Annotated in this window: 15 protein-coding genes and 1 pseudogene; 14 read left to right on the top strand and 2 right to left on the bottom strand. The window is 57.3% G+C overall.

The window, feature by feature from the left end; translation table 11 throughout:
• Nucleotides 1-51: 51 nt before the first annotated feature.
• From VGL70_11160 to VGL70_11135, 6 genes are all read left to right on the top strand, one after another.
• Nucleotides 52-1,233, top strand: a complete 1,182-nt coding sequence (locus tag VGL70_11160; GenBank protein ID HEY3304080.1) for an IS91 family transposase — start codon at nt 52-54, stop codon at nt 1,231-1,233.
• A gap of 834 nt (nt 1,234-2,067) precedes the next feature.
• Nucleotides 2,068-2,340 carry a BrnT family toxin gene (locus VGL70_11155; GenBank protein HEY3304079.1) on the top strand — a complete coding sequence of 91 codons (273 nt, stop codon included), beginning with the start codon at nt 2,068-2,070 and terminating at the stop codon, nt 2,338-2,340.
• The gene (locus VGL70_11150; protein ID HEY3304078.1) at nt 2,324-2,575 is read left to right on the top strand and encodes a BrnA antitoxin family protein; all 252 of its coding nucleotides are present in this window, start codon (nt 2,324-2,326) and stop codon (nt 2,573-2,575) included. The genes VGL70_11155 and VGL70_11150 overlap by 17 nt, the downstream gene beginning before the upstream one ends.
• Nucleotides 2,576-2,648: 73 nt before the next feature.
• Nucleotides 2,649-3,128: a WGR domain-containing protein gene (locus tag VGL70_11145; GenBank protein ID HEY3304077.1), complete on the top strand. Its 480-nt coding sequence runs from the start codon at nt 2,649-2,651 to the stop codon at nt 3,126-3,128.
• 69 nt (nt 3,129-3,197) lie between these two features.
• Complete coding sequence (locus VGL70_11140) at nt 3,198-3,515, top strand: nucleotidyltransferase family protein (GenBank protein HEY3304076.1); 318 nt, start codon at nt 3,198-3,200, stop codon at nt 3,513-3,515.
• Nucleotides 3,496-3,840 carry a DUF86 domain-containing protein gene (locus VGL70_11135; protein ID HEY3304075.1) on the top strand — a complete coding sequence of 115 codons (345 nt, stop codon included), beginning with the start codon at nt 3,496-3,498 and terminating at the stop codon, nt 3,838-3,840. The genes VGL70_11140 and VGL70_11135 overlap by 20 nt, the downstream gene beginning before the upstream one ends.
• 78 nt (nt 3,841-3,918) lie before the next feature.
• Here VGL70_11135 and VGL70_11130 read toward each other — a convergent pair whose 3' ends face one another.
• Together VGL70_11130 and VGL70_11125 are read right to left on the bottom strand one after the other, a co-directional pair.
• Nucleotides 3,919-4,581, bottom strand: a complete 663-nt coding sequence (locus tag VGL70_11130; protein HEY3304074.1) for a lectin — start codon at nt 4,579-4,581, stop codon at nt 3,919-3,921.
• 44 nt (nt 4,582-4,625) lie between these two features.
• Nucleotides 4,626-4,778, bottom strand: a complete 153-nt coding sequence (locus tag VGL70_11125) for a hypothetical protein (protein ID HEY3304073.1) — start codon at nt 4,776-4,778, stop codon at nt 4,626-4,628.
• A gap of 442 nt (nt 4,779-5,220) precedes the next feature.
• On the opposite strand from VGL70_11125, the gene VGL70_11120 reads away from it, so the two are divergent.
• From VGL70_11120 to VGL70_11085, 8 genes and pseudogenes are all read left to right on the top strand, one after another.
• The gene (locus VGL70_11120; protein ID HEY3304072.1) at nt 5,221-5,553 is read left to right on the top strand and encodes a TraR/DksA C4-type zinc finger protein; all 333 of its coding nucleotides are present in this window, start codon (nt 5,221-5,223) and stop codon (nt 5,551-5,553) included.
• Between the two features lie 39 nt (nt 5,554-5,592).
• Nucleotides 5,593-8,661, top strand: coding sequence for a bifunctional [glutamate--ammonia ligase]-adenylyl-L-tyrosine phosphorylase/[glutamate--ammonia-ligase] adenylyltransferase (gene glnE, locus VGL70_11115; GenBank protein ID HEY3304071.1), 3,069 nt, complete (start codon nt 5,593-5,595; stop codon nt 8,659-8,661).
• 142 nt (nt 8,662-8,803) lie between these two features.
• Nucleotides 8,804-9,815, top strand: a pseudogene (locus tag VGL70_11110) (class I SAM-dependent DNA methyltransferase).
• A 341-nt stretch (nt 9,816-10,156) separates the two neighbouring features.
• Nucleotides 10,157-10,441 (top strand): BrnT family toxin, encoded by a 285-nt coding sequence (locus VGL70_11105; GenBank protein ID HEY3304070.1) that lies wholly within the window; start codon nt 10,157-10,159, stop codon nt 10,439-10,441.
• Entirely contained in the window at nt 10,428-10,727 is a 300-nt protein-coding gene (locus tag VGL70_11100; GenBank protein HEY3304069.1) for a CopG family antitoxin, read from the top strand. Before VGL70_11105 ends, VGL70_11100 begins: the two co-directional genes overlap by 14 nt.
• 15 nt (nt 10,728-10,742) lie before the next feature.
• On the top strand, nt 10,743-10,907 hold the full coding sequence (locus tag VGL70_11095) for a hypothetical protein (GenBank protein ID HEY3304068.1): 165 nt from the start codon (nt 10,743-10,745) through the stop codon (nt 10,905-10,907).
• Nucleotides 10,908-11,019: 112 nt separating this feature from the next.
• Nucleotides 11,020-11,187, top strand: coding sequence for a hypothetical protein (locus VGL70_11090; GenBank protein ID HEY3304067.1), 168 nt, complete (start codon nt 11,020-11,022; stop codon nt 11,185-11,187).
• The gene (locus VGL70_11085) at nt 11,175-11,363 is read left to right on the top strand and encodes a hypothetical protein (GenBank protein ID HEY3304066.1); all 189 of its coding nucleotides are present in this window, start codon (nt 11,175-11,177) and stop codon (nt 11,361-11,363) included. The genes VGL70_11090 and VGL70_11085 overlap by 13 nt, the downstream gene beginning before the upstream one ends.
• Nucleotides 11,364-11,559 lie beyond the last annotated feature (196 nt).

Raw genomic sequence — 11,559 nt, 5'->3', positions numbered from 1 at the left:
GTTGAACAAACCCGCTACGCGGGGGAAGCGTTGTCGTTGCATTGAGGCAAAGTGAAGGCGACACTACAGTCGATCTTCCGAGATAGTTTCTCGGGGTTTTCTCTCTCTCGCGCCATACCTCAGCACCATCGTAAAGCCGCCCGATCCATCATCGAGTGTCGCACCGCCGCTCTGGGTGGACACATCAAGAGATGTCCTGGAGGCCACGTGCAAGAGGTGTGGTACAATTCCTGTCGCCATCGAGCGTGTCCGCAGTGTTCTCATCTATCGAAAGAGCGCTGGTTGGAGAAGCAGAAAACGCGGCTACTTGCCTGCGATCACTTTCATGTGATTTTCACCATCGCTCATGAACTGCACGCGTTGTGGCGGTTGAACACGCGGCTTCTGATCGAGATTCTTTTTCAGAGCGCCAGAGACACCCTCTTGGAGCTGCTTGGAGATCATCGCTATCTGGGAGCCACGCCTGGGGTGATGATGTCGCTTCACACCTGGGGGCGGACTCTTTCTTTTCATCCGCACGTGCATTGTTTGGTGACGGGAGGAGGACTGACTCCCACTGGAGAGTGGAAGGCCGTGAAAAACGGCTACTTACTTCCCGTGGCGGTGGTCAGGACCATTTTTCGGGGGAAGTTCTTGGCAGCGGTTGGTAAGGCATTGGAGCAAGGTCGGTTGATCGTGCCGGAAGGGATGACCTCTCAGAAGGTGAAGAATTGTCTCAACCAGCTTGGGCGCAAGAACTGGAACGTGTGCATTCGGGAGCGCTACAGCCACGGCAGCGGAGTCATCACCTACCTGGCCCGCTACGTCAAAGGGGGACCGATTTCCAACCGCAGGTTAAGTTGTGCGGATGATCGAGGAGTGAGTTTCGGCTACCGGGATCACCGGGATGGGAAATCGAAGCTCATGACCTTGAGCAGCGAAGAATTTATTCAGCGCACGTTGTGGCATGTGCCGGAAAGAGGGATGCAGGTGATCCGGCACTATGGGCTTTACGGTCGTTGTGGGTTGGAGCTTCGTGGTAAGTGCCGTGCTCAGTTGGGTCAGGTGGCGGAGCAGGCGGGTGTAGTTTTGGCTGTGGAGCAGTATTGGGAGAAGGTCGGTCATCCCGAGAAGCTCCGTTGTCCGGTATGTGGAGAGCGGATAATTTGTGTGGGCCGGTTTCCCCGTGGAGGGTCACCGCCGGATGAGGAGAAGCGCCCCTTCGGCAAAGCGCAGAGCATGCAAGCCGCGTAGCCGATCAAGCAGCAAGGTTTTTCTGCCTGGGGAGTAGAGGTTTGCTTAAATCGCTTCCCTAGGACCACTGGGATGCACATGTTTTCCGAGACCGGCAGAATAAACTCGATGGTGACCTGAACGGGCGGGGGTGATCTTGTACTGACCGCCCCTTCGGCGGTTGTCATGGGGAGGTTAAAAATCCATAGGTCAGTGGCCCGCGCAGCGGGTTTGTCCAACAAGCGTTAAAGCTGGCTCGACGGCCGGATGTACGAAGATGCTGTGGAGGAGTTGGCTCTCTTTTTTTGACTTCGATCGCAGCTTAACGCTATCTTGTTAGAGCACAACTTATGCTGAGGCGTTTTAAGCATTGGTGGCACGGGGAATTAGGGCGCGAACCTTCCGTTGACGCCATTCTCAGAAGCCGAGATGGCCTTGTCCGTCCGTGGCCCGTCCGCATTCTTTACGAAAGCTGTTTTCTTCTCAAGAGTTTTTGGTTGAGAGAGTGGCGCTGGCTGATTCCGACTATTATTGCCGCAATCTCGGCCTTGGCTCTGGTTCTTATGTACCTCCAGAAGCCATAGGAAAAGGAGCATCACCGCAACCGCCGTCAAAAAGAGAAACGGCGCATCCCTGTGTAGGTCGAAACTTTTTTCGGGCAGGAACAATGGTGTATTACGCGCACTAAAAAAAGTGTCCCAATCTGGTTCCATAGTCAAATCCTTTCCGTGCTCTAACCAACGGCTTGACCCGACTGCTGCGGGTCAGCCTTGGCGTTAGCTTTCAATCCACGGGCCGGCCTCGTAGCTCTACGGCGAGCTTGCAATATATGCATTATATGCATACCCTTGTCTGGTGACAGCAACCTTCGATCCCAAGAAGGATGCCGCAAATCTCAAGAAGCACGGTGTCTCGCTTGCCGAAGGCGATGGTGTCTTGAGCGACCCCCTAGCGGTGACGATTGAAGATGAATCGGCCGAGGGAGAGCAGCGCTTCGTAACGCTGGGTGCAAACACGTTCGGCTCCCTGATGGTGGTGATCTGGACACCTCGGGGCGACGAAGCTCGAATCATCTCGGTTCGGAAGCCGACTCCGAAGGAAAGAAGGAGTTATGAAGAAGGAGTATAATTTCTCCAAAGGCAAACGTGGAGCGGTGATTCCCCAGGTTGGAAAAAGCCGCATCACGATCTATCTCGACGATGGAATTCTGGAGCGCTTCAAGGCTCAATCCCAGAAAACCGGAAAGGGGTATCAGACCCTAATCAACGATGCGCTGAACTCCTATCTCGGTCTGACTGCGAAGCCCCTTACGGAAGAGTTGGTGCGCAAGATCGTGCGCGAAGAGCTTTCGGGTCAAAGCTGAAAGCTAACGACAGGGTTGAGAAGGACGCTGTGGAACGCGCCTCTCACCCAGAACGTTAGCCATCGGGAACAGAATGCTGAAACTCTACGGGCTTACCGATGGGCACAAGGAGTATTGGGAAACCTGGGCCCAAGCTGACGGAACTCACATTGTCCACTGGGGCCCCCTTGGCACCCGTGGTCAAACGAAGACCTTAAAGTCTACGTTTCTTCGAAAGGCTGAAGACTTAATTCAGAAAGAGATCTACCGCCTGACTGCTGAAGGCTATCGCCCAATGAAGCCCGAGGATCACGCGAGGTTGTTAGTTGAATATGCTGTCGAGGGGATGGGCACCACGGCGGATGTGGACAAGCGTCACCGCCTCGAAGCCCGAATGAATGAAACTCTCGGTTGGACCTGCCTAGGCGCATGCGACGGCGGCAGCATCGGGAGTGGGACGATGGAAGTCTGCAACTTCGTCGTTGATTTCGAGCTCGCGAAGGATGTGATTGCGAAGGATCTGGCGGCAACGGAATTCAGTAACTTTACGAGAATTTACAACGAAGACGCATAATCCGATGGCTAACCCCGCGTTAGGCCCTCCGCCTCGCATAAGTCGGGCCTTTCGTGTATGTTCTGTCACATGAACACGATTATCCTCACTCGTGAAGATGCGATCCGTCGCCTGCAAAGTGTTGAGTCCGAGATTCGGCGCCTCGGCGTCCGTCGGCTGGCGCTCTTCGGATCCGTGCTTCGTAACGAGGCTCGCCCTGACAGTGATGTTGATGTGCTCGTCGAGTTTATTCCGGCAGAGAAGACGTTTGATCACTTCATGGCGCTGGCTGACCTGCTCGAAGATGCTTTGGAGCACCCGGTTGAAGTCGTAACCACCGAGGCACTCTCACCGTTTATCGGGCCGCACATCCTATCCGAGGCGAGGGATGTCCTTCGAGCCGCGTGACTATCTGCGCCACATTCTCGTGGAAGTTGAGTACCTGCTCGATCAGAGTCTGGGTCTGACCTTTGAGCGCTTCGCGGCGGATGAGACGCTGCGTCGCGCCTTCGTGCGCAGCTTGGAAGTTATCGGCGAAGCCGTAAAGAACCTACCCGAGGAGTTCCGCGCATCGCATTCCGAGGTTGAATGGCGTCCGATTGCTCGGATGCGGGACCGTCTCATCCACGGTTACTTCGGGGTGGACTATGAGCTCGTATGGGACGTGGTGCAGGAGAAGCTTCCAGAACTGAAACGTAACATACAGAGGATCCTTGATTTACAACAGGCCTAACCAATCGAGTCGAGAAGGACGCGATGCGCGCCTCTCACCCGTGGCGTTCGCCCCACCACAACGAATCCGAACGCCCCCCTATTTCGCCGCGAAACAATAGAACAACCCATCGCCGCCGGAAGATTTCAAATCCTCCTGGCCGCAGCCGCGCGAGGCGTGCGCCGAGTTCCATGGCGATCCAGGCTTGGAGAAACTCATTCGGTCGTGGTGACCAACCTGCGCCCTCCCGGGAGACTTGGTGGAATTGCCGGCGGTCCAGTTCCGGCAAGTCAGGTCCTCGCCCGCCGGATAGGCCATGCCGTCGAGCTGCGAGCCGGTCAGGATGTCATGCCTGTTCGGCTTGTCGCCGCTGCCGTTGACCGAATTGCCCTTTTCGTCCAGCGCGGTTTCTCTCTTTAGATTGTTCTTGTCCGAGTGAAGCTCGGCGAGGTTGTCCGCGATCTTCACTTCCTTGGCGTTGTGCCACGGGCCCGCGCCGATGCGGTCGCGCGCGTTCACGGCGGGTTTTCCATCCGCGGCGCTCGCGCTCAGGTACGCGCGCCACGTCCGGTTGCCCGCGCCGGCCGTCGCGGCGAGCTTTTGGCAGAGCGCGTCCGCCCCCTCTAGGCCGCCGAGATTCGCGCCGTTGCCCGAGCCTTGGCTCGTGACAAAGAAGCTCATCGAAGGAGTCTGCGCTTCGGCTGCATCCAGTCTCATTCCGCACAGCGACGCCAAGAGCACGGCAAGGAGAAATTTTTTCATCCCACTTTCGCCTTGTTGTGAGGCGCTTTTCTTCAAACCTGCAATTACCTTCCTACCAACAGCAATATCCCGGCAATCACCGCCAGAACTCCCATCGCCCGGGACGGAATTCCAAAGCGCACAAAAGACGACAGTCCCGTCAGAATGAGCCACAGAGCCAACAAGATCATTCCGAGCGAACCTACTCCTATAGTCATTGGACTTCCTCCTTCCTTCCGCCTAATCCCTTATAGCGACGGAAAAATGAATACAACCTAGTGGACTGTATCACTTAATTTGGGTACGCCGTTCTGGTTCGACAAGCTCACCACGAACGGCGTTTTCCTAGTCCGTTCGCACTGAGCTCGTCGAAGTGCGAGGAAACCATCTGTTGCCGAATCGTCTGTTACAGTGCACTAGTTTACACTCCTACGGTAAATACCCGAGGGAAATCGGCCGTCATCTCTTATCCCAGTTTAAACTTCACGGCACCGCTGACAATTTATTGCTGCTACTTCAGCGCTCCTGTAGGAAAAACCCGCGCCGCCGACTGGATTACCCGACAACTGAGTGAGGCTCCGCGTCGCATATCTTCAATTCGGCAATGAAAAAATAGGGGCACGGATCTTGCTCAATCAACCGAGCGAGAAGGAGGTTTACATGGATACGGTTGCCGTTAAAACGTGCGAAGAGAAGCTCTTGAAAAGAAAACACGAGATCCTGCCCTTCCTAAGACACCTCGAAGAAGAGAGCGAGAGCGCTAAATCCGATTTCGACTGGCTCGATCAGGCCCGCGCCCAAAGCGAAGCTCACCTCGTCAACCGCCTCGCGGCCTGCTTTGAGCGCGAGTTGCAGGGCATCGAGATCGCCTTGAGGCGCATCCGGAGCGGGTCATTCGGTTCTTGCCGCGCGTGTCATCAGCCGATCGAGCGCGCAAGGCTCGATCGCTTCCCGCAGGCTGAGTTTTGTTCTCGTTGTAAGAACGCCAATTGACAACTTGCCACTCGAAGCCAAGCGGACTACTTTTAACGGGTGGACCGCAGGCCCTTTTCGAATCCGTCTCGAAACGCCGCCGTCGAACGGCTGATCAAGCAAAGCGCTTCTCCCGCTTCGGCCCGCGCCCACCTGCAGAGATTGATCCAAAGCGGCGGGGGAAAAAGCCTCGACGCCCTCCCGCCAGCCGACCTTCCACTGCTGATCCGGCTTTTGGGCGCCAGCGCCTATTTGAGCGACGCATTGATCCGCCGGGGAAAGAGCTGGCCCGAGATATTCCACGAGCAGATCCACACGCCACACAAGAGCGCCGCTGACCACATAGCGGAGATTTCGCTCAAGCTCAGCGAAGCAAGCTCTCTGGACGAGGTCGGCGCGGCTCTGCGCCGGCATAAACAGCGGGAATATATTCGCATCGGCGCGCGGGATCTCGCTCCCCAACATTCCGTCGAAGAAACCGTGCGCGAGCTTACGGCCCTCGCGGAGGGCTCTCTCGAGGTCGCCTACCGCTTTTGCCGGGCCGCTGCGGAGAAGGAATTCGGCGTTCTGCGCCTGCCGGGTAATTTCCGGCAACAAAGCTTCGTCATTCTCGGCATGGGAAAACTGGGCGGCGGGGAGCTGAATTTCAGCTCCGACATCGACATCGTCTATCTCTATGAGGAAGACGACGGCGAAAGCGAGGGCAACGCCAAAGGGAAAACCACGCCGCGTGAATTTTTCACCCGGGTCGCCGAAGCGATCACGCGCATGATGGGAGAAGTCACCGAGAACGGCTTCGTTTTCCGCACCGATTTGCGTCTCCGCCCGCTCGGCCGCCAGGGACCGATCGTGCAGTCGCTGGCGTCGGCGCTCCTGTATTACGAATCGTGGGGGCAGTGCTGGGAACGCTCGGCGCTCATCAAGGCGCGGCCCGTCGCCGGCGACCGCGAGCTGGGCGTCCGTTTTCTCAGCGAGGTCGAGCCGTTCGTTTACCGCCGCTACCTGGACTTCACCACGGTGGAAGAGCTGCGCGAGATGAAAGGAAGGATCGAGCGCGAGCTGCTCGGCGCCGCGGGCCTGGAGAAAAACGTCAAGCTCGGAACCGGAGGGATTCGCGAGATCGAATTTTTCACCCAGGCGCTCCAGCTTGTCAACGGCGGCTACGAGCCGCGCCTGCGCGAGCCCAACACGCTCAAAGCGTTGAGCCTGCTCGCGGGACACGGCTTCATTCCGGCGCGCGAGGAAGAGCGCCTCGCCGCCGCCTACTGCTTTTTGCGCGACGTGGAGCATAAGATCCAGATGGTCCAGGAGGCTCACAGCCACTCGATCCCGGAAGGCAAAGACGCGGAGACGGCTCTCGCCCGCCGCCTCGGCTATGCAAAAAACAAAGAAGGCGATGAGCGAAAATTGTTTTGGCGCGACTACCGCAGGCAGACCGCGACGGTGCGCGCCGCGTTCGACCGGCTCTTTTACAGCGCCGAGAAAGAGATGGGAAGCCAGGCCGGCACGCAAGGGGAAACTCTGTGGCACGACCTGGACGACGAGAAGCTGGTTATTCAAGAGCTCAAGGCGCTCGGCTTCTCGGAACCGGAGCGCGCTTACCAGCATCTCCTCGCCGTGCGCGACGGCGAAGCGTATTCGCCGCCGAGCCCGCGCCGATTGAACGTGCTTCGCCGGCTCGGCCCGGCGCTGATCGAAGCCGTGCTGCATTCCTCGGCGCCGGACCGAGCGCTCTTCAATCTGGCCGAGTTCAGCCGCAGGCTCGGCGGGCGCACCGGTTTTCTCACGCTCCTGGCCGAGAATCCCAAGACGACGCGGTTGTTGATCGATCTTTTCGCCGGCAGCCAGTTTTTGACCGACCTTTTTCTCCAGCGGCGCGAGCTGATCGACAGCCTGATCCGCGCCGATCTCGCCACTCCGCGAAAGACTGCGGCGGAGATGCGGCGCGCCCTTTCGGCCGCGGCCGCCGAATCGGCCCACCTCGAAGATAAGTTGAACGCGCTCCGGCGCGGCAAGACGGAAGAGCTTTTGCGCATCGGGCTCCACGACCTCGCGAACGAGCTCGGACTCGAAGCGGTCTTCAAGCAGCTCACGAGCTTGGCCGACGCCTGCCTGGCGGCGGCGCTCGCGCTGGCGTCGTCGGAGATTGAACTGCGGCACGGCGCGCTGCCTGGAGGCCGCTTCGCCATCCTCGGCATGGGAAAACTCGGCGGCAGGGAGATCGACTACAACTCGGATCTCGACCTGATCTTCATTTACGACGCGCCGGCGGAAGCCGCGAGCGAGGGCGGCCCTGCGGGACAGCTCGAGGCACACGAATATTATGTCCGGCTCGGTCAGAAGCTCATCACTTTCCTTTCCGCGCCGATGGAAGAAGGCCGGCTTTACCAGATCGATATGCGGCTCCGGCCGTCGGGCCGTGCCGGTCCTCTGGTCGCTTCGCTCGAAGCTTTTCGCCATTACCATCAAACCAGCTCCGAGCTTTGGGAGCGGCAGGCGCTCGTCAAGCTGCGCTTTGCCGCCGGCGAGCCGTCGCTCGGACGCGAGACAGAGGAGGCCGCCCGGAGCTTCGCCTATGGCAGCGGGCTGACAGAGGAAGGCGTCGCTCAAATCGACCACCTGCGGGCGCGGATGGAAAACGAGCTCGCCAAGGAAAGCGAGGACCGGTTCAACTTGAAGAAAGGCATGGGCGGGTTGGTCGATATCGAGTTTCTGACCCAAATGCTTCAGCTCGCGCACGGCGCGCGCCACCGCGAGCTGAGAAAGCAGGCGACGCTGGATGCTTTGCGCGCGCTCCACGATCGCAAGATCATCGGCGCCGAAGAATACCGCCTGCTCTCGCAAGGCTATCTCTTCTTGCGCCAGCTCGACCATCGATTGCGTCTGGAGCGCCAGCAATCGATCGACATTCTGGAAAGAGATCCGGCGAAGCTTCAGAGCATCGCCCTGGCACTGGGCTACAAGGGAAAGAAAGACTCCCGCGCGGGAAAGCGATTGTTGGAAGACTACGAAAAGCTCCGCGCGCGCATCCGCGCCTGCTACGAGCGGCGGTTCAGGAGGGAAACCAAGAACGTCTCGGCACCGGCGACGAACTCCGACGAAGGGGCGTCGGTCTCCAACGCGAGATAAGTGGAGGCTTGTCTCCCCTTCTGCCATTCCAATCTCCTTGCCTCAGCAAATTCAAGACCCTACTTCTCGCTAATAACTATTTGCTTTCCTAACTCAGGTTCGCATAAAATCTGCAGCAAATTCCAAGTTCCATCCCATACCAATGATCAAACTTACTCTCAGCCAACTTTCCAGTCTCTTGTTCCGCGCGTGCGATGATCTGCGCGGGAATATGGATGCTTCGGAGTATAAGGAATACATCTTCGGCATGCTCTTCCTTAAGCGGGTGAGCGATCTGTTCGATCAAGAACGCGAACAGATGGCCAAAGATTTGAAAGCCAAAGGAATGGCGGACGATGTCATCGCTGGTCAGCTGGATAATCCCGACCAGTACACTTTTTTCGTCCCGAAATCGGCGCACTGGTCGAACATTCGCCACCTCAAGACCAATGTCGGGACGCAGCTCAACGAGGCGCTTGAAGATATCGAAGACCATCCGACCAACGTGGACGCGCTTCAGGACGTTCTCAAGCACATCAACTTCAACCGTAAGATCGGGCCAGCGCTCGCTCGACGACGACACATTAGTCAACTTCATCCAGAATTTCGAAAAGATTCCGCTGCGCGACGAGAACTTCGAATTTCCCGATCTTCTCGGCGCCGCCTATGAGTCACTCATCAAGTGGTTCGCCGACTCAGCCGGCAAAAAGGCCGGCGAATTCTACACGCCGGCCGAGGTTGTGCGCACGCTCGTCGAGATTGTGGACCCACAGCCGCACATGAGTGTGTACGATCCGACCTGTGGCTCCGGCGGCATGCTCATTCAGACGCGTGATTATATCCGCGAGTGCGGCGGCGATCCGCGCGACGTATCACTCCTCGGACAGGAGAGTATCGGCACCACCTGGTCCATCTGCAAAATGAATATGCTCCTGCATGGCATCTCTGACGCCGATATTCGCCAGGAGGACACCATCCGCCGTCCCCAGCACAAGGACGAGAATAACGAGCTGAAACGCTATGACCGTGTGCTTGCCAACCCGCCGTTCAGTCAGAACTACATCAAGAAGGACATCGAGTATCCCGGACGCTTCGCGGTTTGGATGCCGGAGAAGGGGAAGAAAGCGGATCTGATGTTCGTCCAGCATATGCTCTCGGTCCTTAAGGGCGACGGAAACAGGGAAATACGGGGACAGGCTGCTTTTCTGGCTCCGCGACGAAAGCCTGGAAGACTCTGATATCTTCCCGATCCCGACGTTCTCGCCCAGGAAATCGTCGTCCTTCGACTCGTTAAGCCTCGCTCAGGACGACCCCGAGCCAGGACCCATGGCGATTCCCTGGAACGCGTCGAGGGGTCGAAGATCTCGAAGCCGCCCTCGAACAGTTCCGCGAAATCGCGAATGACCTGGGTGGAACGAATATCGAATCTAAAAAGGAATGACTGACGGGATCTGATCTCGGAAACTAGGCCAACTTGAGCGAGTGACTCAGGTGGTGAGTAAAAAGGAGAGGCTTCTTGAAAATATCGGGTATCATCTGGTTGCCTGAGATCGTCGAGAAGATCAGCCGCAAACACCGAGTCGAGCAGGAAGAGGTGCGAGAAGTTCTAATGAGTTCGTCACATTTTAGGTTTGTTGAAAAGGGCCACCGAAAAGGTGAGAATGTCTATTCAGGGATGGGTCAGACGAGCGCAGGTCGTTATCTTGTTGTCTTTTTCGTGCGCAAGAAGAGTCAACAAGCCTTAATCCTGTCGGCGCGAAACATGACCGGTAGTGAAAGGAAAAGATATGAAAAAAAATAAAAGTTCAATTTCTAAAGCGCGCTCGTACGCGGAGACCGGAGAGTTCTGGGATGAGCACGACTTGAGTGATTTTTGGAAGAAGACGAAAAAGGTAAAATTCGACGTGGTACTCGAGCCCGAAGCGACTTACTACCCCGTCGAAAAGGGGCTGTCCGAGAAAATTCAGTCGGTGGCCCGCAAACAGGGGGTACCCTCCGATGCTCTCGTTAACCTCTGGCTGGAGCAGAAGATCAGGGAACAGAAGTCTTCAAGATCAGCAGGTAAGCTAAGCGCAAAGAACACATAGATGTTCAGGCAGGCGATGAAAAAAAGCAATTTCGATCGATACCTCGAAGAACAGATGCAGGATCCGGCGTTCGCCGCCCGCTTTAAGCGCGCCGGCGAGGCGTGGAATGTAGCCTGCAAATCACCGCCCGGCGGCGCCGCATTGTACCGCGCCAAACGCACCAGAACCAAACGGACATGAGCCCGGTTCGGAAAAATCTGTACCAGCTTTTCTCGCGCTTGCTTGCGCTGTAAGAACAGGCGCGATCTCTAGGGATTTGCGAGAGACTTCCTACGAGGACACACCCACAAGAGTGGTGCGCGCGGAGCATCTCATCGCCATCTGTTTGCAGACCGGCCGGGACAAAGACCGGGAACGAGTGCGCATCTTCCGCGAGCAGGCGGAAGTGGATATGAATTATCTGGCCGGCGGGCTCCAGCGCCACGGCCTGGAAGGGAAATGGAAGCAATGGATACCCTGAAACCGGAAATCGCCCGGCTTTTCGCCGCGAAGGAAGCGCGCCGCCACAAGCTGGCGGCGCTGCCTTTCTCGGAAAAGGTCCGGGTTGTGGTGCGCCTCCAGGAAATGGCCGCTCCGGTGTTGCGCGCGCGAGGTAGAAAAGTGCGCGTGTGGAAGCTCGATGACCGCGCGGCGTAATTCATGAGATTTAAAGAAGGCAAAGCAAAAGTCGAGAAGTTCTTCAGCGATCACTGCCTACAAATCGTCTGGTACGACGATCCGTGAAGTGCAGACTCCTTTTTCCCCCAGCCCTCCCCCGGCCGTGATAGGTCCGGTCCAGGTATATTGATTCACACGGACAATGTGCCAGTATCGATATAAGGATATAAGCATT

The sequence above is a fragment of the Candidatus Binatia bacterium genome (genome assembly GCA_036504975.1).
Classification (GTDB): domain Bacteria; phylum Desulfobacterota; class Binatia; order UBA9968; family UBA9968; genus JAJPJQ01.
This window is presented reverse-complemented; position numbering and strand designations above follow the sequence as displayed.